This window comes from Streptomyces sp. HUAS 31 (genome assembly GCF_028198125.1).
GTDB lineage: Bacteria > Actinomycetota > Actinomycetes > Streptomycetales > Streptomycetaceae > Streptomyces > Streptomyces chartreusis.
Genome location: NZ_CP116353.1, coordinates 1,411,596 through 1,435,300, shown reverse-complemented (window position 1 = coordinate 1,435,300; position 23,705 = coordinate 1,411,596). Strand labels below are relative to the sequence as shown.

General features: G+C 71.9%; 23 protein-coding genes. 12 read left to right on the top strand and 11 right to left on the bottom strand.

Features of this window, described 5'->3' with window-relative positions; all coding sequences use genetic code 11:
- The first annotated feature begins 16 nt into the window (after positions 1 to 16).
- Positions 17 to 304 (top strand): type II toxin-antitoxin system Phd/YefM family antitoxin, encoded by a 288-nt coding sequence (locus PGH47_RS06110; RefSeq protein WP_107912066.1) that lies wholly within the window; start codon positions 17 to 19, stop codon positions 302 to 304.
- Positions 305 to 417: 113 nt separating this feature from the next.
- On the opposite strand, the gene PGH47_RS06105 is transcribed toward PGH47_RS06110, so the two are convergent.
- Positions 418 to 1,434, bottom strand: coding sequence for an ABC transporter permease (locus tag PGH47_RS06105; protein WP_271662594.1), 1,017 nt, complete (start codon positions 1,432 to 1,434; stop codon positions 418 to 420).
- A 111-nt stretch (positions 1,435 to 1,545) separates the two neighbouring features.
- Between PGH47_RS06105 and PGH47_RS06100 the strand changes: the two genes are divergently transcribed.
- The 7 genes from PGH47_RS06100 (at position 1,546) to PGH47_RS06070 (ending at position 6,834) form a co-directional block, all read left to right on the top strand.
- The gene (locus PGH47_RS06100; RefSeq protein ID WP_107912062.1) at positions 1,546 to 2,193 is read left to right on the top strand and encodes a TetR/AcrR family transcriptional regulator; all 648 of its coding nucleotides are present in this window, start codon (positions 1,546 to 1,548) and stop codon (positions 2,191 to 2,193) included.
- 113 nt (positions 2,194 to 2,306) lie between these two features.
- Positions 2,307 to 2,609, top strand: coding sequence for an urease subunit gamma (locus tag PGH47_RS06095; protein ID WP_010988499.1), 303 nt, complete (start codon positions 2,307 to 2,309; stop codon positions 2,607 to 2,609).
- 10 nt (positions 2,610 to 2,619) lie between these two features.
- On the top strand, positions 2,620 to 2,931 hold the full coding sequence (locus tag PGH47_RS06090) for an urease subunit beta (protein WP_107912060.1): 312 nt from the start codon (positions 2,620 to 2,622) through the stop codon (positions 2,929 to 2,931).
- A complete protein-coding gene (locus tag PGH47_RS06085) occupies positions 2,924 to 4,645 on the top strand; it encodes an urease subunit alpha (protein ID WP_271662593.1) in 1,722 nt (573 codons plus the stop codon). The genes PGH47_RS06090 and PGH47_RS06085 overlap by 8 nt, the downstream gene beginning before the upstream one ends.
- Before the next feature lie 14 nt (positions 4,646 to 4,659).
- Positions 4,660 to 5,334 (top strand): urease accessory protein UreF, encoded by a 675-nt coding sequence (locus tag PGH47_RS06080; RefSeq protein ID WP_271662592.1) that lies wholly within the window; start codon positions 4,660 to 4,662, stop codon positions 5,332 to 5,334.
- 61 nt (positions 5,335 to 5,395) lie between these two features.
- Positions 5,396 to 6,073 carry an urease accessory protein UreG gene (gene ureG, locus PGH47_RS06075; RefSeq protein WP_271662591.1) on the top strand — a complete coding sequence of 226 codons (678 nt, stop codon included), beginning with the start codon at positions 5,396 to 5,398 and terminating at the stop codon, positions 6,071 to 6,073.
- Positions 6,070 to 6,834: an urease accessory protein UreD gene (locus PGH47_RS06070; RefSeq protein ID WP_271662590.1), complete on the top strand. Its 765-nt coding sequence runs from the start codon at positions 6,070 to 6,072 to the stop codon at positions 6,832 to 6,834. The genes ureG and PGH47_RS06070 overlap by 4 nt, the downstream gene beginning before the upstream one ends.
- A 24-nt stretch (positions 6,835 to 6,858) precedes the next feature.
- Here the strand turns inward: PGH47_RS06070 and PGH47_RS06065 are convergent, their stop codons facing one another.
- The 6 genes from PGH47_RS06065 to PGH47_RS06040 form a co-directional block, all read right to left on the bottom strand.
- Positions 6,859 to 7,596, bottom strand: a complete 738-nt coding sequence (locus tag PGH47_RS06065) for a lysophospholipid acyltransferase family protein (protein WP_030957722.1) — start codon at positions 7,594 to 7,596, stop codon at positions 6,859 to 6,861.
- A 322-nt stretch (positions 7,597 to 7,918) separates the two neighbouring features.
- Entirely contained in the window at positions 7,919 to 9,151 is a 1,233-nt protein-coding gene (locus tag PGH47_RS06060; RefSeq protein WP_271662589.1) for a PP2C family protein-serine/threonine phosphatase, read from the bottom strand.
- A 76-nt stretch (positions 9,152 to 9,227) separates the two neighbouring features.
- Complete coding sequence (locus PGH47_RS06055; RefSeq protein ID WP_271662588.1) at positions 9,228 to 11,705, bottom strand: SpoIIE family protein phosphatase; 2,478 nt, start codon at positions 11,703 to 11,705, stop codon at positions 9,228 to 9,230.
- Between the two features lie 167 nt (positions 11,706 to 11,872).
- On the bottom strand, positions 11,873 to 13,090 hold the full coding sequence (gene rocD / locus PGH47_RS06050) for an ornithine--oxo-acid transaminase (RefSeq protein WP_271662587.1): 1,218 nt from the start codon (positions 13,088 to 13,090) through the stop codon (positions 11,873 to 11,875).
- A complete protein-coding gene (gene ddaH / locus PGH47_RS06045) occupies positions 13,087 to 13,899 on the bottom strand; it encodes a dimethylargininase (RefSeq protein WP_271662586.1) in 813 nt (270 codons plus the stop codon). The genes rocD and ddaH overlap by 4 nt, the downstream gene beginning before the upstream one ends.
- A 123-nt stretch (positions 13,900 to 14,022) precedes the next feature.
- Positions 14,023 to 14,547: an Lrp/AsnC family transcriptional regulator gene (locus tag PGH47_RS06040; protein ID WP_126903028.1), complete on the bottom strand. Its 525-nt coding sequence runs from the start codon at positions 14,545 to 14,547 to the stop codon at positions 14,023 to 14,025.
- An 88-nt stretch (positions 14,548 to 14,635) separates the two neighbouring features.
- Here PGH47_RS06040 and PGH47_RS06035 point away from each other — a divergent pair, with 88 nt between their 5' ends.
- The 4 genes from PGH47_RS06035 to PGH47_RS06020 all read left to right on the top strand — a co-directional run bounded on the left by PGH47_RS06035 (position 14,636) and on the right by PGH47_RS06020 (position 18,825).
- A complete protein-coding gene (locus tag PGH47_RS06035; protein WP_125528311.1) occupies positions 14,636 to 15,385 on the top strand; it encodes a LytR/AlgR family response regulator transcription factor in 750 nt (249 codons plus the stop codon).
- Positions 15,386 to 15,387: 2 nt separating this feature from the next.
- On the top strand, positions 15,388 to 15,750 hold the full coding sequence (locus PGH47_RS06030) for a hypothetical protein (protein ID WP_093745170.1): 363 nt from the start codon (positions 15,388 to 15,390) through the stop codon (positions 15,748 to 15,750).
- 119 nt (positions 15,751 to 15,869) lie between these two features.
- The gene (locus PGH47_RS06025) at positions 15,870 to 17,582 is read left to right on the top strand and encodes a sodium/solute symporter (protein WP_271662585.1); all 1,713 of its coding nucleotides are present in this window, start codon (positions 15,870 to 15,872) and stop codon (positions 17,580 to 17,582) included.
- Positions 17,583 to 17,619: 37 nt separating this feature from the next.
- Positions 17,620 to 18,825 carry a sensor histidine kinase gene (locus PGH47_RS06020; protein ID WP_126903031.1) on the top strand — a complete coding sequence of 402 codons (1,206 nt, stop codon included), beginning with the start codon at positions 17,620 to 17,622 and terminating at the stop codon, positions 18,823 to 18,825.
- Positions 18,826 to 18,828: 3 nt separating this feature from the next.
- On the opposite strand, the gene PGH47_RS06015 is transcribed toward PGH47_RS06020, so the two are convergent.
- The 4 genes from PGH47_RS06015 to PGH47_RS06000 form a co-directional block, all read right to left on the bottom strand.
- Positions 18,829 to 18,999, bottom strand: a complete 171-nt coding sequence (locus PGH47_RS06015; protein WP_030960607.1) for a membrane protein — start codon at positions 18,997 to 18,999, stop codon at positions 18,829 to 18,831.
- 12 nt (positions 19,000 to 19,011) lie between these two features.
- On the bottom strand, positions 19,012 to 21,018 hold the full coding sequence (locus tag PGH47_RS06010) for a serine/threonine-protein kinase (RefSeq protein WP_271662584.1): 2,007 nt from the start codon (positions 21,016 to 21,018) through the stop codon (positions 19,012 to 19,014).
- A 42-nt stretch (positions 21,019 to 21,060) separates the two neighbouring features.
- Complete coding sequence (locus tag PGH47_RS06005; RefSeq protein ID WP_333937984.1) at positions 21,061 to 22,617, bottom strand: DUF6777 domain-containing protein; 1,557 nt, start codon at positions 22,615 to 22,617, stop codon at positions 21,061 to 21,063.
- Between the two features lie 67 nt (positions 22,618 to 22,684).
- On the bottom strand, positions 22,685 to 23,635 hold the full coding sequence (locus tag PGH47_RS06000; RefSeq protein WP_271662583.1) for a cytochrome c oxidase assembly protein: 951 nt from the start codon (positions 23,633 to 23,635) through the stop codon (positions 22,685 to 22,687).
- Positions 23,636 to 23,705 lie beyond the last annotated feature (70 nt).

The window sequence follows — 23,705 nt, the reverse complement described above, 5'->3', positions numbered from 1 at the left end:
ACGTAATGTGGGGAGCATGGCCTACGAGATTCCGGTGACGCAAGCCAGGGCTGAGCTCGCCGATCTGATCAATCGCGTGGTGTACGGCGGTGAGCGCGTCGTCGTGACGCGTCACGGGAAGCCCCTTGTCGCCCTTGTCTCCGCCTCTGACCTCGAACGACTGGAAAAACTCGGGGAGCCCGCCGACCTCGCCGAGGAGCAGGTGATCACCGCGGTCTCCAGCGTCCGTGAGGTCGCTTCCGCTCCCCGCGAACGGCAGCGCTTCGGCATCGCCGCCGAGCACCGCGGGTCGAGCCCCTCCTAGCACCGGCCGGCACCGGCCCCGGAAACAGCGAGACCGTGCACCCCCGTCCGCTACAGCGGGGGTGCACGGTCGGTTCGGTGTGACCGGGGTCGGTCGCCGTCCCTCGTCGGCCGTCAGCCGACGGTTGCCAGTTCGCGCTCGGGTGCCTGCTCGGTGCTCGCCGCGCGCGCCTTGAGCGCGTTCCCCAGCAGTACGGCGCCCAGGCCCAGCGCGGCCCACCAGGTCAGGGTGAGGGCCGGGCCGATCGCCGCCGAGCCGTCGAAGAAGGACACCGAACGCAGCAGGGTCGTGCCCGCCCCCGGCGGCAGCCACTGGCCGATCGCGCCGACCGGCTCCGGCAGCATCTGCGGCGCCGAGGCCGCCCCGGAGAACGGGTTGCCGATCAGCATGATCGTGGCCGCCGTGATGCCGATACCGGCCGTGCCGACCAGGGCGGCGAGCCCCGCGACGGCCCCGCTCACGGCGAGTGTCGTCAGCGCGAACACTCCGGCCTCCGCCCACCAGTCGCCGGTGAGCACCCCGAGCCAGCTGTGCGCGATCGACGCCGCGACCAGGCCGATCAGGGTGGCGACGCCGACCAGGGCGCCGACGGCGCGGACGCCGCGCAGTCCGAGCAGGGTCACCGCCGCGCCCGCCGCCATGCCGGCCAGGGCGAGCGGCAGGACGCTGGAGGTCAGGCCCGCACCGCGCGGGTCGCTTTCCGGCGCGGGTACCACGTCCACGGTCTTCACCTGGGTGCCCTCGGCGGCGGCCTGCTGCGCCACCGCCTGCTGGAGCAGTTGTGCGACCGCCGGGCTCGCCGCCGACGCGGTCAGCAGCTCCGGGCCCTGGGGGGTCACGACGACGGCGCCGTATACGGTCCGGTCCTCGATGGCCTCGCGGGCGGCGGCCTCGTCGGCGTAGCGGTGGATGTCGAAGGCGCCCTCGTGCCGGCCGAGCTGTTGCTCCACCTGGGCGGTGGCGGCGGCCGGTCCGGCGACGCCCAGCGGCAGGTCGCGCGGGGCGGTGCGGGCGGCAGGCCAGGCGAAGGCCCACAGCGCGAGGGCGGCGAGGAGCGGAACGAGGAGGACGACCGCGATCAGGCGCCGGGACGCGGCGCCCTTCTGCGGTGTAGCGGACCGGGTGGACATGAGGGCTCCTTGGATCTCTAAAAAGAAGGATCGTTCGTTTTTCCTGTGTCATCACCGTGCTCGCAAGAGCCGGTCCTTGTCAAGAAGGAATGTTCGTTTTAGTTTTGGACCATGGCCCGCGTATCCCAGGAACACCTCGACGCCCGCCGCCGGCAGATCCTCGACGGCGCCGCGATCTGCTTCGCCCGCAACGGCTTCCACGCCACGTCCATGCAGGACGTGCTGAAGGAGGTCGACCTGTCGGCGGGGGCCGTCTACCGCTACTTCAGCGGCAAGGAGGAGCTGATCGGCGCGATCGTCGGCGAGGTGCTCGGCTCGGTCCATGAGGCCTTCGAGGAGGCGGCGCGGCAGAGCCCGCCCCCGCCGCCCGACGAACTCGTCGCCGCGGTCCTGGGCCGGACGCTCGCCGCCCGCGAGTCCCTCGTCGTCGACGGCAGGCCCGCCTTCCCGCGGCTCGTCGTCCAGGTCTGGACGGAGACGCTGCGCAACGAGGAGCTCGCGGCCGTCCTGCGCGAGGGCTACCTCTCGGTGCGCGCGGCCTGGGGACGGATCGTCGAGGGCTACCAGAAGGCCGGGATGATGCGCACCGACGTGGAGCCGGACCATGTGGCCCGCACGATGATCGCCGCCGTGCTGGGCTTCATCGCCCAGCAGTCCCTCTTCGGGCCCGCCCCGGTCGAGGTCCTGCGCGACGGACTGCGCGCCCTGACGAGCATGCGGGACGACGACGCCGCGACCGGAGGATCACAGCTTGGTTAACTTGCTCGAAACGCGGTCCAACTAGCCTGCCGAACCAGCCACCAGGCACTTTTGCCCGGTGGCCGCGGCAACCGGACCCCGCACGGTCCGGAGCGAGGACTGTGAGGTGGGACGTGCAACTGACCCCGCACGAGCAAGAGAGGCTGCTCATCCACGTGGCGGCCGACGTCGCCGAGAAGCGCCGGGCCCGCGGGCTGAAGCTGAACCACCCCGAGGCGGTCGCCCTCATCACGTCGCACATACTCGAGGGCGCCCGCGACGGCCGTACGGTCGCCGAGCTCATGTCCTCCGGACGCAAGTTGCTCACCCGCGACGACGTCATGGAGGGCATCCCCGAGATGATCCACGACGTCCAGGTCGAGGCGACCTTCCCCGACGGCACCAAGCTGGTCACCGTCCACGACCCGATCGTCTGAGGGGGCCTCGATGATTCCCGGAGAGATCCTGTTCGCCGACGGCCCGATCGTCTACAACGAAGGCCGTGAGGTCACCCGGCTCACCGTCCTCAACGCAGCCGACCGGCCCGTCCAGGTGGGCTCCCACTACCACTTCGCCGAGGCCAACCCCGGCCTGGACTTCGACCGCGCGGCGGCCCGCGGCAAGCGGCTGAACATCGCGGCCGGCACCGCCGTGCGCTTCGAGCCCGGCATCCCCGTCGACGTCGAACTCGTCCCGCTCACCGGTGCCCGAGTGGTGCCCGGACTGCGCGGGGAGACCGGAGGTGCCCTCGATGCCTGAGATCTCCCGCGCCGCGTACGCCGATCTGTTCGGCCCGACGACCGGTGACCGCATCCGGCTCGCCGACACCGATCTGCTCGTCGAGATCGAGGAGGACCGCTCCGGAGGTCCCGGACTCGCCGGGGACGAGGCCGTGTTCGGCGGCGGCAAGGTCATCCGCGAGTCCATGGGCCAGTCGCGTGCCACGCGCGCGGAGGGCACCCCCGACACGGTCGTCACCGGCGTCGTGATCATCGACCACTGGGGCATCGTCAAGGCCGACGTCGGCATCCGCGACGGCCGGATCACCGGCATCGGCAAGGCGGGCAACCCCGACACGATGGACGGGGTGCACCCGGACCTCGTCATCGGACCCGAGACCGAGATCATCGCCGGCAACGGACGGATCCTCACCGCCGGCGCCATAGACGCGCACGTCCACTTCATCTGCCCCCAGATCGCCGACGAGGCCCTCGCCTCCGGCATCACCACGCTCGTCGGCGGCGGCACCGGACCCGCCGAGGGCTCGAAGGCGACCACGGTGACGCCCGGGCCCTGGCATCTGGCCCGGATGCTGGAGGCGATGGAGCAACACCCCGTCAACTTCGGCCTGTTGGGCAAGGGCAACACCGTCTCCCACGAGGCGATGCTGTCCCAGATCCGCGGTGGCGCCCTCGGTCTGAAACTGCACGAGGACTGGGGCTCCACCCCGGCGGTCATCGACGCCTCGCTGACCGTCGCCGACCGGACCGGCATCCAGGTCGCGATCCACACGGACACGCTCAACGAAGCCGGCTTCGTCGGCGACACGCTCGCCGCCGTCGCCGGCCGCGGCATCCACGCCTACCACACCGAGGGTGCGGGCGGCGGGCACGCGCCGGACATCATGAGCGTCGTCTCCGAGCCGCACGTGCTGCCGAGCTCGACGAACCCGACCCGGCCGTTCACCGTCAACACCGCCGAGGAACACCTCGACATGCTGATGGTGTGCCACCACCTCAACGCGGCCGTGCCCGAGGACCTCGCCTTCGCCGAATCGCGGATCCGGCCGTCGACCATCGGGGCCGAGGACATACTCCACGACCTGGGCGCGATCTCGATCATCTCGTCGGACTCGCAGGCCATGGGACGCGTGGGTGAGGTCGTCATGCGGACCTGGCAGACCGCCCATGTGATGAAGGGGCGGCGCGGCGCGCTGCCGGGAGACGGACGCGCCGACAACCACCGGGTGCGGCGGTACGTGGCCAAGTACACGATCAACCCCGCGCTCGCGCAGGGCCTCGCGCGTGAGATCGGCTCCGTGGAGAGTGGCAAGCTCGCCGACCTGGTGCTGTGGGAACCGGCGTTCTTCGGTGTGAAGCCGCAGCTCGTCATCAAGGGCGGACAGATCGCCTACGCGCAGATGGGCGACGCCAACGCGTCCATCCCGACGCCGCAACCGATCCTGCCCCGGCCGATGTTCGGCGCGATCGGACGGGCGCCGGCCGCGAACTCGGTCAACTTCGTCGCGCCGCTCGCCATCGAGGACGGGCTTCCGGAGCGGCTCGGGCTCGGGAAGAGGTTCGTGGCCATCGAGTCGACGCGTGGGGTCACCAAGGCCGACATGCGGGAGAACGACGCGCGTCCCGACGTACGGATCGACCCCGACAGCTTTGCCGTGCACATCGACGGGGAGCTGGTGGAGGCCACGCCGGCCGCCGAACTCCCCATGGCACAGCGGTACTTCCTCTTCTGACGGCCGGAACTGCGATGACACGAGCAGCACTTCTCGTCCTGGCCGACGGCCGCTTTCCCGCCGGGGGGCACGCGCACTCCGGCGGGGCGGAGGCGGCCGTCAAGGCGGGGCGGATCACCGGGGCCGCGAGCCTGGAGGACTTCTGCCGGGGGCGGCTGCACACGGCCGGGCTTGTCGCGGCCTCGCTGGCGGCGGCGGCCGCGTCCGGGGGTGACGCGGTGGAGCTGGACGCCGCCGCCGACGCCCGTACGCCGTCGCCCGCTCTGCGGCTCGCCGCGCGGAAGTTGGGGCGGCAGTTGATGAGGGCCGCTCGGGCCACCTGGCCCTCGGCGGAGCTGGACGAATTGGCGGGGCGGTTTCCCAAGGGGGCGCATCAGCCCGTCGTACTGGGGGTGGCCGCTCGGGCCGCGGGGCTGGGGGCCGTCGAGGCGGCGTACTGCGCGGCGTACGAGAGTGTGAGCGGGCCGGCGAGTGCCACGGTGCGGTTGCTGAGTCTCGATCCCTTCGATGCCACGGCCGTGCTGGCTCGGTTGGCGCCTGAGATGGATCGGGTGGTGGATCGGGCCGTCGAGGCGGGGCGGGGTGCCGTCGTCGGCGGGGTCGATTCGTTGCCCGCCGCATCGGGGCCCCTGCTGGAGATCGGGGCGGAGGTGCATGCGGCTTGGGCCGTACGGCTGTTCGCCTCGTAGCAGACCCTCCAACACCCGACCGGATCAGTCCTCACCCCACCTCCAACAGAAGGAGCCGCTCATGCACCTCGACCACTCCCACGACGGCCCCTCCGCCGTCGGTGCCGACGCGCGGCGGCCCGACGGGTCGCGGCGGGCGTTGCGTATCGGGCTCGGTGGGCCCGTCGGGTCCGGGAAGACGGCCACCGTCGCCGCGCTCTGCCGGGCGCTGCGCGAGTCGCTGTCGCTTGCCGTCGTCACCAATGACATCTACACGCGGGAGGACGCCGAGTTCCTGCTGCGGGAGGCCGTGCTGCCGCCCGAGCGGATCACCGCCGTGGAGACGGGAGCGTGCCCGCACACCGCGATCCGGGACGACATCTCCGCGAACCTGGAGGCCGTCGAGGACCTGGAGGACGAGGTCGGGCCCCTCGATCTGATCCTCGTCGAGTCGGGTGGCGACAACCTCACCGCCACCTTCTCCAAGGGGCTCGTCGACGCGCAGATCTTCGTGATCGACGTGGCCGGAGGGGACGACATCCCCCGCAAGGGAGGGCCCGGCGTCACCACCGCCGACCTGCTCGTCGTCAACAAGACCGACCTCGCGCCGTACGTGGGCTCCGACCTGGCACGGATGGCGGCCGACGCCAAGGCGCAGCGCGCCGAACTCCCCGTCGTCTTCCAGTCGTTGCGGAGCGAGCCCGGGGTGACGGACGTCGCCGACTGGGTGCGGGAGCGGCTCGCGGCGTGGACCGCATGACGACCGCGACCGGTGGCGTACGGGCGCACGCGCGGATCGTCGCCCGGGACGACGGGCGGGGCGGTACGTCGCTGCCCGTCCTCGACGGCGACGGGCCGCTGGCGCTCAGACGCACCCGGGGCAGCGGCGCCGAGGCGCGGGTGATGCTCGTCGGCGCGATGAGCGGGCCGCTGGGCGGCGACCACTTCACCGTCGAGGCCGGCGTCGAGAGCGGTGCCCGGCTGAAGGTCGGGTCGGCCGCCGCCACGATCGCGCTGCCGGGCCAGGGCAAGAGCGAGGCCCGCTACGACGTACGGCTGACCGTGGCGGACGGCGGCGAACTGCACTGGCTGCCCGAGCAGTTGATCTCCGCCCGGGGCAGCGACCTGCACGTCACGACCCACGTCGACGTCGGTGCGGCCGGGCGGCTCGTGCTGCGTGAGGAGCAGGTGCTCGGGCGGGTGGGGGAGGAGCCCGGACGGCTCGGCAGCCGGATCCGGGTACGAGTCGCGGGGCGCGTGGTGCTCGACCAGGAGCTGGCCTGCGGACCCGGGGCGCCGGGTGGCTGGGACGGGCCCGCCGGCCTCGGCGGCTGCCGGGCCGTCGGGCAACTCGTCGTCGTACGGCCCGAGTTCGGTGCGAATCCGGTGGTGCCCCGGGTGCTGGGGGAGAACGCCGCGGTGCTGCCTCTCGCCGGGCCCGCCGTCCTGGTGACCGCGGTGGCGGCCGACGCCCTGCGGCTGCGCGGGCTGCTCGACGAGGCGCTCGACGCCCTCGCCTGAGCAGCCGCTCGGCCGGCGGCCGCGTCAGCTGATGGGCAGCCTCGGGAACCTGCGCTCCTTCTCCGCCTTGGCCGCCTTCGCCGCCGCCTCCTCCTCGGCCTTGACCACGGCCGCGTACTGATCGACGTACTCCTGCTCGGACAGCGACAGGATGGCGTACATGATCTCGTCGGTGATCGCGCGCAGGATCGCCTTCTCGTTCTCCATGCCTTCGTAGCGGGAGAAGTCGAGGGGCTTGCCGAAGCGGATCTTCACCGGGTGGATGTTGGGGATGACCTTGCCGGGCGGCTGAGCCTCGAACGTGCCGATCATCGCGCAGGGGATCACCGGGACCCCCGCCTTCAGGGCCATCACGGCGACGCCGACCTTGCCCTTGTAGAGGCGGCCGTCGTGCGAGCGGGTGCCTTCGGGGTAGATGCCGAGGAGTTCGTCCTTGCTCAGGACGCCGAGCCCTTCACGGATCGCGGCCTGGCCCGCCTCCTTGCCGGTGCGGTCGACCGGGATCTGGCCGGCGCTGCGGAAGAACGCCGCGGTGAGGCGGCCCCTGATGCCCGGCCCGGTGAAGTACTCCTTCTTCGCCAGGAAGGTGATGCGCCGCTTCAGTATCGCGGGCATCAGGAAGTGGTCGGAGAACGACAGGTGGTTGCCGGCGACGATGGCCGCGCCCGTGGCCGGTACGTGCTCGAGGCCTTCTATTCGCGGCCGGAAGACCAGTCTCAGCAGCGGTCCCAACAATACGTATTTGAGTACGTAGTAGAACAAAGGGGCGCTCCTCACTCGGGGGGATCAGCTCGGGCCGCCGCGTTCTGGCAGGTCAACCAGCGTGCCGTGGGGAGGCCAGTGTAGGCGCAGGGTTGAGCGGCCGGAACCGGGCCGGTCGGGACCGATACCGACTCATGCCGACTTTCCTGACCGGGTGTCAGGGGGCCGGTGGACGGCGTCGTTTGCGGGTGGGGAGGACCGCCTGACCAGCCTGGTCTTTGGTGCGGGTGCGCGGCAACCGGATGGCCGGGTTTGGCGTGATCACGATCGCCGGACGGCAGGTGGTCCGTCGTCGGGGGCGGCCGTCGCCGCTGTCCGCTCCTCACAGCCGCACGATGATCAGGGCCGTGTCGTCGGTCGCGCCGCCCGGCGGCAGCAGCTCCGTCAGGACGGCGTCGGCGAGGTGCTCCGGGTCGGCGGTGCGATGCCGCACGAGCGAGTCGGCGAGGCGCTCAAGCCCGGTGTCGATGTCCTCGTGACGGCGTTCCACCAGGCCGTCCGTGTACAGCGCGAGGGTGGCGCCGCTCGTGTAGGTGGTGACCGCCTGAGGTCTCGGTATGGGGTCGGGCCGGGCGTCCAGCGGCGGGTCGGTGGCCCGGTCGAGGAACTCCACCCGGCCGTCGGGATGGACCAGGACGGGAGGCGGATGGCCCGCGCTGCTGTATGTGACGGTCCGGGCGTCGAAGTCGATGAACGTCGTGGCCACGGTGGCCGATTCGGCGCCGTCGACGACATGGGCGTAGCGCCCCAGCACGTCCAGCGCCTGCGCGGGGCCGTCGGCGACCCGGGAGGTGGCGCTCAGCGCGCTGCGCAGTTGCCCCATCACCCCGGCCGCGCCGAGGCCGTGCCCGACCACGTCGCCCACCGATACGCCGATGCGGTTGCCGCCGACCAGGTCGACCACGTCGTACCAGTCGCCGCACACGTTCAGGGCGCCGACCGCGGGCCGGTAGCGCACGGCGGCCCGGCCGGTGCGCACCTGCCGGCGCGGCGGCAGCATGGCCTCCTGGAGGGCGAGGGCCACCTCGCGCTCGCGAGCGTGGGACTGCCGCAGCCGTTCGTTGACCTCCTGGAGCTCCCGCGCCCGCGTGTACAGCTCCGCCTCCAGCACCCGCGCCCGGCTGTTGCTGCCCGTGCCGCCGCGCAGCCGGATGAGTTCGGTGACCTCCTCCACGCGGTGCACGAGGAGTGCCACCTTCCCGTCGGGGCCGAAGACGGGCGCGTTGACCGGACTCCAGTAGCGCTCCTCCCACTCGCCGGGGTGCAGGGGGTCCTCGACGTCGTAGCGCTGGAGCGCCATCGTGTCGCGCTCGCCGGTCGCCACCACGCGCAGCAGCGACGCCTGGAGGTTGCGCATGCCGGTGGCGGTGGTGTCGTTGGGGTTGTCGGGGAAGACGTCGAAGAGGTACCGGCCCACCAGTTCCTCGCGTGGGCGTCCGGACAGGCGCTGGAAGTCCTCGTTGGCATCGACGTAGACCAGGTCGGGGGTCAGCAGCGCCACCATTCCGGGCAGGCACTGGAAGATCGCCTCGTAGTCGACAGCCGTCTCGTTCATGGCTCCCGCCTCACCACCGGAATCCGTCCAGTTCATCACGCTATACGGCGTATCTATCGATGTACTACATCTGTTCCTATTCGTCAGGTTGGGGCGACTGGTCGAGCAGAGGCTGCTCGGCCCAGATGATCTTCCCCTCGGGAACGAACCGGGTGCCCCAGCGCTGGGTGAACTGGGACACCAGCAGCAGTCCCCGGCCTCCCTCGTCCGTGGTGCGCGGATGGCGCAGGTGCGGGGCGGTCGCGCCGCCGTCGAAGACCTCGCAGACCAGCGCGCGCTCCCTGATCAGGCGCAGCCTGATGGGTCCCGCCGCGTACCGGATCGCGTTCGTGACCAGCTCGCTGACCACCAGCTCAGTGGTGAACGCCAGCTCGTCCAGACCCCACTCCGTCAGCAGCCGGGCGGCCGTCTTACGGGCGTCGGCGACGGCCGCCGGGTCCGCGGGCAGGTCCCAGTCGGCGACCTGCTCGGTGCCGAGCACCCGGGTACGGGCCATCAGCAGCGCCACGTCGTCGTGCGGGCGGTCCGGGACCAGCGCCTCCACCACGGTCCGGCACTGGTGGTCGAGCGAGTCCGTGCGTCCCTCCAGGGCCCGGCGCAACCGCTCCCGGTCCGGCTCCACGGCCCGGTCGCCGTCCTCCCGCGCCAGCAGCCCGTCCGTGTGCAGGGCGAGCGTGCTGCCCGCCGCGAGCGCCAGCTCGACCGACTCGAACGGCGGGCCGCCGACCCCCAGCGGCGCCCCCTGCGGAAGATCCACGAAGGTGACCTCGCCGTCGGGCAGCACCACGGCCGGCGCCGGATGCCCCGCCGCCGCCATCGTGCACTGCCCGTCGACCGGATCGTAGACGACGTACAGGCACGCGGACCCCACCGACTGCGCGACGGCGGCCTCCTCGCTGCTGCTCACCTCGACGCCCTCCTCGCGGGCGGAGCGCGCCACCAGGTCGTCCAGATGGGCCAGTACCTCGTCGGGCGGCAGGTCCAGCGCGGCGAGGGTCCGTACGGCGGTCCGCAGCCGGCCCATCGCCGCGGCCGCGTCGATGCCGTGCCCGGGCACCTCGCCCACCACCAGCGCGACCCGCCCCCCGGACAGCGTGATCAGGTCGTACCAGTCGCCGCCGAGGCCGGTCAGCTCGTCGGCCGGCCGGTAGCAGGCGGCGACCTCCACCGCGTCCTGCTCGGGCAGCCGATGGGGGAGCAGGCTGCGCTGCAGGACCAGCGCGGCGTCGCGCTCGCGGGTGTAGCGGCGGGCGTTGTCGACGCAGACGGCCGCCCGTGAGACCAGGTCCTCCGCCAGCGTCAGATCGTCCTCGTCGAAGGGGTCCCGGCGGCGGTGCCGGAAGAAGGTGGTGACGCCGAGGGTGACACCCCGGCCGCGGATCGGCACGATCATCACGCTCTGGAGCCCCAGCTCCAGGAAGGTCGCAGGCCGGCCCCCGGACGCGTTCGTGGCCCAGTCCCTGGCGAGCGGGTCGAGACGTGCCTGGCGCCAGGGCAGGCCCGTCGCCAGGACCCGCAGCGGCGGGGAGCCGGTGAGATAGGTGGCCGCCTCACCCACGGCGAAGGTCGCCTCCGGCAGGTTCTCGTTCACCGACATCTGCCCGGCCCGGCGCAGTGGGACCACGGCCGTGTCGCCGGGCGGCCCGGCGGCGAGCTCGGCGCCCGCCAGCACCGGTTCCAGCAGGTCCACCGAGACGAAGTCGGCGAACGTCGGGATCGCCACGTCGGCCAGTTCCTGCGCGGTCTGCATGATGTCGAGGCTGCGGCCGATGTGCTCGCCGGCCCGGTCGAGCAGGTCGAGGCGCTGCCGGGCGCGGTACCGCGCGCTGACGTCGACGACGGTGTAGTAGACGCCCATGGGGTGGCCCTGCTCGTCCTCGAGCCGGGTGAACGACATCATGTGCGCCGTCTCCCGGTGCGGCGCGGACCGCACGAGACCCACGTGCTCGTATCCCACCACCGGATCACCGGTCTCCAGCACCCGGCGCATCTGCGCCTCGATGGACCGGGAGTTCAGACCAGGCTGGACGTTGGCCAGCCGCATCCCCAGCCGGTTGCGCGCCGGGCCGCCGCCGAACTGCTCCAGCGCGGCGTTCGACCACACGTACCGCAGATCGGTGTCCACGATCGCCATCCCGACGGGGGACCCGGCGACCATCTGCTCCAGCACCCGCCGGCTCATCGCCCACCCCGGGGCGTCGCCCATCTCGGCGACCAGCACCAGCCAGCGCGACGGGCCGGGCGCCTCCTGGGCCGAGGTCACCCGCACCATCACCCTGACCGGCTCGCCGCCCCTGCGCACCGCGGCCAGCAGTCCCGACCAGTTGCCGTCCGTGCGGCACCGCCGCGCGAGGTCGGGCACGCGCAGGGCGTCCTCGGCCGAGAGCAGGCTCTCGGCCTTCGCGCCGACCACCTCGGCGGCGGAGTACTCCAGCAGCCTCTGCGCGTCCCTGGTCCAGCCCGTCACCCGCCCCTGGGCGTCGAGCAGCAGAGCCGCGGCGTCAGCCACGTCGAACCACTGCCGGGCAACGTCCTGCTCCTCGTATGCGCCCACGGCCGACCTCTCTGTCGCTTAGAGCGGTCTACCACCTCTTGTCCCCATCTTCACCCTTCCGCTCACACCTGCCTCTTTGCGAGGGCCGGGCGTGGCGGTGAGCGGGGTGGGATGCCGGCGGCCCGGCACCCGCGCTCGCGGGAACCGGGCCACCGGGCGGTGGTCCCTCAGCCGAGCACCTTCTCCAGCGCGCTCAGCGCCCCCGTCAGCTCCTCCGGGGTGATCGTGAGCGGGGGAGCGAGGCGGATCGTGGAACCGTGGGTGTCCTTGACCAGCACGCCCTCGCGCATCAGCCGCTCGCTGATCTCACGGCCCGTACCGACCGCCGGGTCGACGTCGACGCCCGCCCACAGGCCGCGCGCCCGGAAGCCGACGACGCCCTTGCCGAGCAGCGCCGACAGACCGCCGCGCAGCACCACGCCGAGCTCGGTGGCCCGGCGCTGGAACTCGCCCGTCTCCAGCAGCTCGACCACGGCCGTGCCGACCGCGGCGGCCAGCGGGTTGCCGCCGAACGTCGAGCCGTGCTCGCCCGGCCGCAGCACCCCGAGCACCTCGCGGCTGCCCACCACCGCCGACACCGGCACGATGCCGCCGCCCAGCGCCTTGCCCAGCAGCAGCACGTCCGGCACGACCGACTCGTGGTCGACGGCGAGCGTACGGCCCGTGCGGCCGAGGCCCGACTGGATCTCGTCCGCGATGAAGAGGCAGCCCTTGCGGGTGGTGAGCTCGCGCACGCCGGCCAGATAGCCCTGGTCCGGGATGAGCACGCCCGCCTCGCCCTGGATGGGCTCCAGCAGCACCGCCGCGGTCGTCTCGTCGATCGCCGCCTCCAGCGCCGGCAGGTCGTTGTACGGCACGACCCGGAAGCCCGGCGTGAACGGGCCGAAGCCCTGCCGCGCGGTCTCGTCCGTCGAGAAGCTGACGATGGTCGTCGTACGGCCGTGGAAGTTGTCCGCCGCCACCACGATCGTCGCCCGGTCGGCCGGGACGCCCTTCACGTCGTACGCCCACTTGCGGGCCACCTTGATGCCGCTCTCCACGGCCTCGGCGCCCGTGTTCATCGGCAGCACCATGTCCTGGCCGGTCAGCGCCGCCAGCCGCTCAGCGAACTCGGCGAGCCGGTCGTTGTGGAAGGCGCGGGACGTCAGCGTCAGCCGGTCGAGCTGGGCGTGCGCGGCCTCGATCAGCGCCGGGTGGCGGTGGCCGAAGTTCAGCGCCGAGTAGCCCGCCAGCATGTCCAGGTAGCGGCGGCCCTCCACATCCTCCACCCAGGTGCCCTCGGCGCGGGAGACGACCACCGGGAGGGGGTGGTAGTTGTGCGCCAGGACCGGTTCCTCGGCGCGGATCAGATCGGCGGACGAGCGGGTCTGCGCGGGCGCGGTCATGAGCGGATCTCCTGAGTGCAGCACTTGATGCCGCCGCCGGCCTTGCGGAACTCCGACAGGTCGACGGGGACGGGGACATAACCGCGCTCGTCCAGCCGGGCGGCCAGCGCCTCGGCCTGGGGCGCGATGAAGACGTGACGGCCGTCGGAGACGGAGTTCAGGCCGAACGCGGAGGCGTCGTCGCGGGTGGCGAGCACCGCGTCCGGGTACAGCCGAGCGAGCACCTCTCGGCTGCCCGGCGAGAAGGCCTCCGGGTAGTAGGCGATGTTGTCGTCGTCGAGGACGAACAGCGCGGTGTCCAGGTGGTAGAAGTACGGATCCACCAGCGTCAGGCTCACGACTGGGTGGCCGAAGAACTCCTGCACCTCCCGGTGGGCGTCCCGGGTGGTGCGGAAACCGGTGCCGGCGAGCACATAGCGGCCCGTCCACACCAGATCGCCCTCGCCCTCGCACACGGACTCGGGCGTGTACACGTCGAAGCCGGCCGTCTTGAACCAAGTCGTGTAGTGCGTGGACTCGGGACGGCGCTCGGGCGCGTGGAAGAGGGAGCCGAAGACACGGCCGCCGACGACGACCGCCGAGTTCGCGGCGAACACCATGTCGGGCAGACCGGCGACCGGCTCCAGCGTGTCGACCTCGTGACCGTGGGCACGGTAGGCACGGATCAGCGACTGCCACTGCTCCCGGGCCAGATCGACGTCGACCTGGATGTCGGGTTGCATCCAGGGGTTGATCGCGTACTGCACGGCGAAATGTCTGGGCTCGCAGACGAGGAAGCGCCGCCGGCGCGGCACACGGGTTTCGGGCACAGAGGGGTTCCTCCGCTTCCTACGGTGTCGATGAGGATTGACACCAAGGTAGAAAGACACGCCGACGCCCGACAAGAAACAAGAATTGCGCGTTCACGCAGGAATGCTGCGAATTTTGCGGTCTCAGCGCACGTCTGCTGCGCGGTTTGCCGGAGCACCGGCTTCCGGCGGGACGGCCTGGGTGGCGCCCGCCTCCGGACTGTCCGGGATCAGGTGCGACAGCACCATCACGCTGATCGTCTTCCGGATGAACGGCTCGACCCGAATCCGCTCCAGCACCTCCTCGAAGTGCTCCACGTCCCGCGCCCGCACATGCAGCAGCGCGTCCGCGCCCCCGGTCACCGTCATCGCCGCGGTGATCTCCGGATGGTTGCGGACCACCTCCGCGAGCCGCCGCGGGGGCGCCGCGCCCTCGCAGTACACCTCGACGTACGCCTCCGTGCGCCAGCCCAGCGCCGACGGCTTGACCGTCGCCGTGAAGCCGGTGATCACGCCGGTCTCGCGCAGCCGGTCCACGCGCCGTTTGACCGCCGTCGCCGACAGCCCGACGCTCGAGCCGATCTCCGCGAAACTCGTCCTGGCGTTCGCCATCAGAGCGGTGATGATCTTCCGGTCGAGTTCGTCGAAGGAGGCAGCGCCGCTGTTCATGAGGGCACTGTAAGCGGCACGGTACCCAGCGCGAACGTCCACGCAGAGCACATGTCCTGGCGTGCCCATTGCTCTTACACTCCCGTTCATGCTGCGCGCCCTGGCTGTCGACGACGAACGCCCCTCGCTGGAGGAGCTGCTCTACCTCCTGAACGCGGACCCGCGCATCGGCAGCGCGGAGGGCGCCGGCGACGCGACCGAGGCGCTGCGGCGCATCAACCGCGCCCTGGAGTCGGGACCCCACGGCCCCGAGTCGATCGACGTCGTCTTCCTCGACATCAACATGCCCGGCCTGGACGGCCTCGACCTGGCCCGCCTGCTCACCGGGCTCGCCAAGCCGCCGCTGGTCGTGTTCGTCACCGCCCACGAGGACTTCGCCGTCCAGGCATTCGACCTCAAGGCAGTCGACTACGTCCTCAAACCGGTGCGCAAGGAACGCCTCGCCGAGGCCGTCCGCCGGGCCGCCGAACTGCGTGACGCCGCCCCCCGAATACCCGTGAGCGAACCCGACCCCGACCACATCCCGGTCGAGCTGGGCGGCGTGACCCGCTTCGTCGCCGTCGAGGACATCACCCATGTCGAGGCCCAGGGCGACTACGCCCGCCTGCACACCGTCAGGGGCAGCCACCTCGTCCGCATCCCGCTGTCGACGCTGGAGGAGCGCTGGCGCTCCCGCGGCTTCGTCCGCATCCACCGCCGCCACCTCGTCGCCCTGCGCCACATCGGCGAACTCCGCCTGGACGCGGGCACCGTCAGCGTCATGGTCGGCGCCGAGGAACTCCAGGTCAGCCGGCGCCACGCGCGCGAGCTCCGGGACCTGCTGATGAGGAGGTCGTAGCCGTGCCCAACCAGGACCCCGCCGAGCGCCGCGTCGTCGTCACCGGCCCGCCCCGCAGCCGCCGCCCCGCCTCCGGCTACTACCGTCCCCGCACCGAGATCGACGAACAGACCACCCTCGGCCACACCTATGTACGGTCGCTGATGCGCACCCAGCTCCGTGCCGGCCTGACCGTGTTCGCCGTCCTCGGCCTGCTCATCGGCCCGCTGCCACTGCTGTTCGCCGCCATGCCGGACGCCCGCGGCCTCGAATGGCTGGTCCTCGGCTTCTGCCTCTACGCCCCGATGGTCCTCCTCGCCCGCTGGTACGTACGACGCGCCGAACGCAACGAACGCGACTTCGTACGCCTCGTCGAAGACCGCTGAGCGCTCCGCTGGGAGGGCCGGGATATGTCGTCGTTCGTCTGCGGGGTCGTCGTGGCTGGTCGCGCAGTTCCCCGCGCCTCTTTCGGGGCGCTGCCGGACCGTGAACTCAAGGAGCGGCCGTGAACTCCGGCTACGCCGTCCCCGCCGTCGCCCTGGTGGTGCTGGCGACCGTCCTCGTCGGTGCCTTCGGACTGCGCATATCGCGTACCACCTCCGACTTCTACGTCGCCTCGCGCACCGTCGGCCCCCGGCTCAACGCGGCCGCCATCAGCGGCGAGTACCTCTCCGCCGCGTCCTTCCTCGGCATCGCGGGCCTCCTGCTCGTGCAGGGACCCGACATGCTCTGGTACCCGGTCGGGTACACCGCCGGGTACCTCGTGCTGCTGCTGTTCGTCGCCGCCCCGCTGCGCCGCTCCGGCGCCTACACCCTGCCCGACTTCGCCGAGGCCCGGCTGTCCTCGCAGGCCGTGCGCCGGCTCGCGGGCGCCTTCGTCGTCGGCACCGGCTGGCTCTATCTGCTGCCCCAACTCCAGGGCGCCGGGCTGACGCTGACCGTGCTGACGGGCGCCCCCGACTCGCTGGGCGGACTGATCGTCGCGGTCGTCGTGGTCGCCATCGTCGCCGCCGGCGGCATGCGCAGCATCACCTTCGTGCAGGCCTTCCAGTACTGGCTCAAACTGACCGCGCTGCTCGTCCCCGCCCTCTTCCTGATCCTTGCCTGGCAGGGCGACGGCGCCCCCCGGCACGCCTTCGACGAACCGGCTACCTTCCGCGAACAGAGCGTCGTCCGAGTCGACGACAGCATCAAGCTGAAGCTCGACCGGCCCCTCGACGTCACCGTGAGCGGCACGATCGACGGCCGCGACCACGAGGAGCGGAAGCTTCAACTCCCCGCCGGCACCCACCACATCGAGGCCGGCACCCGGCTGACCTTCGCCAAGGGCGCCGAGGTCCCCGAACGCGACCGCAGCGCGGGCGGCGGCCTGTCCCCGTCGCAGGCCGAGAGCCGCGGCGAACGCCCGCTGTACGCCACGTACGGACTGATCCTCGCCACCTTCCTCGGCACCATGGGCCTGCCGCACGTCGTCGTCCGCTTCTACACCAGCCCGCACGGCGTCGCCGCCCGCCGCACCACCGTCGCCGTGCTCGGCCTGATCGGCGCCTTCTACCTGCTGCCCCCGGTCTACGGCGCCCTCGGCCGCCTGTACGCCCCCGAACTCACCCTTACCGGAGACGCCGACGCGGCGGCCCTGCTCCTGCCCGACCGCATGATCGGCGGCCTCGGCGGCGACCTCCTCGGCGCGCTGGTCGCGGGCGGCGCCTTCGCCGCGTTCCTGTCCACGGCGTCCGGCCTGACCATGGCCGTCGCAGGCGTGCTCACCCAGGACGTCCTGCCGACCCGCGGCGTACGGCACTTCCGGCTCGGCACGGTCCTCGCCATGGCCGTCCCGCTCGCCGCGAGCGTCCTCGTCGGCGGACTGCCGGTGGCCGACGCGGTGGGCCTCGCCTTCGCGGTGTCGGCGTCCTCGTTCTGCCCGCTGCTCGTCCTCGGTATCTGGTGGCGCCGGCTCACCCCGCCCGGCGCCGCCGCCGGGATGCTGGTCGGCGGCGGCTCCGCGCTGCTCGCCGTCGCCGCGACGATGGCCGGCTTCCCCGGCTCCGGCGCGGCCCACGCACTGCTCGCCTGGCCCGCGCTCTGGTCGGTGCCGCTGGGCTTCCTCACGATGATCCTGGTGTCCCTGGCCACCCCGGGCCGGGTGCCGCCCGGCACGGCGGCGATCCTCGCCCGGTTCCATCTGCCGGAGGAACTGCGGGCGGAGGCGAAGGCATGAAGCACTCCATCGCCGGACGGCGTGAGGTGGTGAAAGCATGAGCGGATTCCTCGCCGGCCTGTGCGTGGCGATCCTGCCGCTGCTCGCCGCCGGCTTCTGGCTCGGCCGCCGCACCGCCCGCCCGCAGAACCTCGGCGACCTCGGCACCCCCGTCGAGCACGCCACCTTCGAGACCCTGCACACCGCCTCCCTCGCCGCACCCCCGCTGCGCGCCGGACTCACCGAGGAGACCGCCCGCAAGTCCGCCCGCCGGCTCCGCTCGCTCCTCGGCACCGACGCGCTCTGCCTGACCGACCACAAGGACGTCCTGGTCTGGGACGGGGTCGGCGGCCATCACCGTACGGAGATCATGGAACTCCTCGCCGGCCCCCTGGAGTCGGGCCGCGGCGAGGCCTTCCCGCTCACCTGCGCCACCCCCGACTGCCCGGTGCGCTGGGCGGTCGTCACCCCGCTCACCGTCGACGACCGCGTCCACGGAGCCCTCGTCGCCTGCGCGCCCCGCGAGTCGGCGGTCCTGGTGCGGGCGGCGGGCGAGGTGGCCCGCTGGGTGTCCGTGCAACTGGAGCTGGCCGACCTCGACCAGTCCCGCACCCGGCTCATCGAGGCCGAGATCAAGGCGCTGCGGGCCCAGATCTCCCCGCACTTCATCTTCAACTCGCTCGCCGTCATCGCCAGCTTCGTGCGCACCGACCCCGAACGCGCCCGCGAACTGCTCCTGGAGTTCGCCGACTTCACCCGCTACTCCTTCCGCAGGCACGGCGACTTCACCACCCTCGCCGACGAACTCCACGCCATCGACCACTACTTGGCGCTGGTCCGGGCCCGCTTCGGCGACCGTCTCTCGGTGACCCTCCAGATCGCCCCCGAGGTGCTGCCGGTCGCCCTGCCCTTCCTCTGTCTCCAGCCGCTGGTGGAGAACGCGGTCAAGCACGGCCTGGAGGGCAAGGCCGACAAGTGCCGGATCCAGATCACCGCACAGGACGCGGGCGCCGAGGCCCTCGTCGTCATCGAGGACGACGGCGCCGGCATGGACCCCGTACTGCTGCGCCGCATCCTCGCGGGGGAGGACAGCCCGTCGGGCGGCATCGGACTGTCGAACGTCGACGACCGGCTCCGCCAGGTCTACGGCGACGACTACGGCCTCGTCATCGAGACCGCCCCGAACGCGGGCATGAAAGTGACCGCCCGGCTGCCGAAGTACCAGCCGGGCGTGCACTCGGCGGGGCGACTCACCCGGGAGTGAGGCTCACGTCGGACGGCTGACCACCATCCCCAGCGTGATGAGCCCCAGCACCACCCACCCGAACCACAGCCAGCCATTGCTCCCGAGCGCCACCGTGTAGGCGGTCACCGCGACGAGGCCGCCGACGGTGAGCACCCCCATCGCCTTCGTAGAACCGTCCGTAGAACCGGGCATCGCAACACCCTCCTAAGGTTCGTCCACCTCCATGGTGCCCCCGTTCTGCCTCCGAACGGTGCACACGACGAAATGGGTGCCGTTCTTCCAGGGCCCGTCGCTCGTCCAGGAACCCGCCGTATGGACGGAAGGATCGAATCCGTAGTCGCGCGGCGGCACCTCGCGGGCGCACGCCGTGTCCGATTCCGTGTGCGCCTCGGCGAGCGTGACGTCGGCGCCCAAACGGGTGAATCCGAGCACCTGCTCGTCGTGCGGCTCCGCACAGGACACCAGCCGGGCGTCCCGGTGCGAGCGGACGTCCAGACAGTCCCGGCGCTGCATGGTCGCCGTGTCCGCGAAGGCCACCCCCGGCCTGCGGTGCCCGCCCAGCGGCCCGTACACCGGCCCGTGCGCCCCCAGCACCACACAGGCCGTACGCCGCCCGGCCGCCTCGAACCCGGCCTCCGTCGGTACGACGGCAAGGCTGCGCACGTCCGCGAGCCGCGCCCGCAGCTCCCGCGTCCGCTCCTCGCACGCCGCCGGCCCGTCCTGCCGTGCCTCGGCGGCGGAAGCGGCCCCCACGAACGCCGTCACCTGCCCGTCGGGCGCCTTCTCCCCGCAACTGGCGTCGAGGCTCAGCCGTGGCGTGCCCTGGAAGGCGGTCCTGCCGGGCCAGTCGGCGAGCACGCAGTCACCGTCCTTCAGCGGCGCCCGCAGACCTACGGTGTTCCCGTACGGCCGTCCCGTGCCGCCGGGGTCCGCTCCCTGGGACGTGGCGTACCAGACGCCGGCTCCCGCGAGCGCCAGCCCGAGCAGGCCGGCGACGACCGCGTGCGCGACGCGGGGACGGGTCCGGTGTCGGTCACCGTCCCCGGTAACCAAGCCCAGCGGTCCACCGGGAGGCTGAGTCGGCGAACCGCCGGGCTTTCCGCTCACCGTGCCGGAGCCTGGGCCCGACTGCGCGCCGGGACGTCCGGACGGGGGACCGAAGCCCTGGACACCACCCGGTCGCCGGGACACCGGCGGGGTGCCGAAGCCCTGGACACCACCCGGTCGCCGGGACGCCGGCGGGGTGCCGAAGCCTGTCGGATCGGGCACGGGCCCCGGCGGCGGCGCACCGCCCCAGTGCGGCTGCGAACCGAGGTCGGTCTGCGTCCGCGCGTACGCGTCGGCCTCCGGCGTGACGATCCGCGAGAGGGCCGCCTCCGCCTCCGCGGCCGGCATGCGCCGCGCCGGGTCCTTCTCCAGCAACCCCCACAGCACGGGCCCCAGCGCCCCGGCCCGCCCCGCCGCCCGGGGCTCCTCCGTGACGACCGCAGTCAGCTCCGCCAGATGCGACTCGCGCTCGAAGGGACCCCGGCCCTCCACGCCTTGGTACAGCGTGCAGCCCAGCGAGAACAGATCGGTCGCCGGTGTGGGCGCCCCGCCGGTGACCCGTTCCGGCGCCAGGTAGCCCGAGGTGCCCACGAGCACCGACGCCAGCGTGTACCGGGTCTCGCCGGCGTCCGGCTGCACCGAGATGCCGTAGTCGGTGAGCAGGACGCGTCCGTACGGCGCCCCGGTGCGGTCCGGCGCCAGCAGGATGTTCGCCGGCTTCACGTCCCGGTGCAGGACGCCCCGCGCGTGTCCGGCGGTCAGCGCGTCCAGCACGGCGAGGCCGACGCGGGCGCACTCCGCGGGCGCCAGAGGGCCGTGCCGGGCTACCAGATCACGCAGGTTCACGGCGCCCTCGACGTACTCCATGACGATCCACGGCAGGCCCTCGTGCTCCAGCACGTCGTGCACGGTCACCACATGCGGATGCCCGCGCAGCCCCGCCGCGTGCCGGGCCTCCGCACGGGCCCGGGCCACCCGTGCCTCGCGCTCGTCGGCCTCGGCCGGGTCCCGGAACACGATCTCCTTGAGCGCGACCTCGCAGGCGAGTCTCCGGTCGTGGGCGAGCCAGACATGGCCCATGCCGCCGCTGCCGAGCCGGTTCAGCAGCAGATAGCGGCCGGCGATGACCCGGCCCACTCCCGACGTCGGTGATCCTGAGGGCATCCGGTGACTCCAGGGTCTGCGGGTGCGCTGAGCGCGCGGTTGCTAGGCGAAGGTGCTCGCGGGGGATGGGGCGCCGGTTCCGGGGTGGCCTGTGGCGGGCCCGCCGGTCCCGGCGTGGCTTGCGACGCGGCTGCCTGCTCCGGGGTGGCTTGCGACGGGGCTGCTCGCCCCGGGTCGGTTTGCGACGGGGCTGCCGGTCGTCTCGGTTCGGCTTGCGGTGGGCCCGCCGGTCCCGGGTGGCGGCGCGCTGCTGGTGACCGTCGGCGGCGAGGTGGTGGTCTGCGTCGGCGGGCCGGACGAGGCCGGGGGCGGCGAAGGGGGTGCCGAGCTCGTCGTGGGGGATTTGGTCGTCGCCGGTGGCGAGGAGCTGGTGGGTGGGTCGGAGGCGGGCGCCGTGGACGACGTGCCCGAGGACGGGGGCCCGCTCGTGGGGCCCGGAGCGGAGCTGCTCGGCCCGGAGCTGCTCGGCCCGGGACTCCCGGAGCCGGAGGGCGGCCCCGACGGCGACGAGCCCGAGGGCGTCGGCGTCGGTGTCGTCGAGGCCGACGGATCCCGCGTCGACGGGGACGACCCCGAGCCGCCCGAACCGCCCGGGCGAGTGGACGTCGTGGTCCCGTCCGACGACCCGTCGGAGCTTCCCCCGGCCACGCTCAGCGTCACGTACTCGCCGAACCGCAGTTCCGTCCCGGCCGGCGGATCCGACGCCGTCACCCGAGCACCGTCCGGCGGCAGCCCGCCGCCCTCGAACGCGACGGCCAGCCCCGTGCCGGCCAGCTCCCGGCTCGCCTGCCCGAAAGTGGCCCCCGCGAGGTCGGGCACCGCGCGGCGCTCGCGTGTGTCGAAGGCGGTGTCCTTCTCGCCGGTGGTGCCGACGGGACGGGTGATGCCCCGGTCCGGCTCATGGACGTCGACGAGGGCGAGCTGCTCCACTTTCCGTGTCGCGGGCCGCACGGCCACCACGGAGGACTTCTCGTAGCCCTTCCACTCCTCGTTCCGGTCGTCGAACTCGACCTTTGTCCGGCTGGTGTCACCGTCGAACGGCCGCAGTGGATTTCCGCACGAACACTTCACCGCGGGAAGTCCCTGCTCGTCGACGAGAATCGCGATTCCCGTCTGGAGCAGCGCGTTGAAGGGGGTCGCCTTTCCCTTTTTGTAGTCGTGGTTCTTCACGAGTGTGTCGTGACGCAGGAGAACCGGAGTGAGTCGATCGAGATATCCGGGAATCTCGGCCGTGGTGATGGAGAGCGCGGTCGCCCACGCCTGCGCTTTGCGGTCATTGGCGGGATCGGTGAGAAACTTCTTGAGCCGTACGACGTCACAGACCGTCGGCTGTTCGGATCCCCCGTACAGACCGGGTGTGTCCCCCTGTTGGAGACCACCGGGTGCCCGCCGCGCCGTGACCTGCGCGTCGTCCCGCCCGAGCCCTTGATTCTCGTCGAAGAAAGGGGCCAGCGAGGGTATTCCCGCGGCCACGGCCTTCACCAGGAACAGCGGTGCACCCCGGTCGCACGCACCGAGCGCCAGAACGAGGACCAAAAGGACGGTGATCCTCCGAATCACCGCTGTTCCGGACCTGTGTACGAAAACGCGAAACGCCATCACCGCTCCCCCTTGCGGTTCCCCCGACGCGCTTCATGCTACTGAAAGGCGAAGCCTTTCGGTTTCGTCAGTTCCCGCGTGCGTTCAATGAGGCCAAATAGGCGTTGTACGCCTCGAGTTCCTTGTCGCCGTCGCGGTCGGCGGCCCGGTCCTTGCGCTTGGCCTGCCGCTGCTCGGAGCCGTACCACTGGAACAGCAGCGCGATCAGCACCAGCACGGACGGAACCTCACTGAACGCCCAGGCGATGCCGCCGGCCGCGTTCTGGTCGGAGAGCGCGTCGATGGCGAGGGAGCCGGGCGGGTTCTTGAACGTCTCGACCATCGGCTCGGACGCCATCATCAACGCGATGCCGAAGAACGCGTGGAACGGCATTCCCGCGAACAGCTCCAGCATCCGCATCAGATAGCCGGGCCGGTGCGGACCGGGATCCACGCCGATGATCGGCCAGAAGAACACCACGCCGACGGCGAGGAAGTGGATCATCATCGCGATGTGCCCCGTCTTCGAGCCCATCAGGAAGTCGAAGAGCGGCGTGAAGTACAGCGCGTAGAGGCTGGCGATGAACAGCGGAATGGTGAACGCCGGGTGCGTGATGATCCGCATGTACCGGCTGTGCAGCAGCGCCAGGAGCCATTCCCGCGGCCCCTTGCGGCCCCGCCCGGCGGGCGGCATCGCGCGCAGCGCCAGCGTGATGGGCGCACCGAGCAGGATCAGGATCGGCGACAGCATGCTGATCACCATGTGCTGCACCATGTGCACGCTGAACATGACCATTCCGTAGTCATTCAGCCCGGTGCACATCACGAGCATCACGGACAGTACTCCGGCGACATAGGAAATGGTCCGCCACACCGACCATGCGTCCCCACGCCGCCGCAGTCGCACGACCCCCCACGCGTAAAGCGCGAGCCCCACAAGACAGGCGACGAGAAAGAACGGGTCAGCGGACCAGGAAAGCCCCCGCCCCAGCGTGAACGGCGGCAGATCCATCATCATGCCGTGCCCGCCGTGATCCATCCTGCGGCTCCTGTTTCGTGGGGGTTGTGCGCCGTCTGTCCCCCACAGACTAGAACTGCCCCCGGCCGAC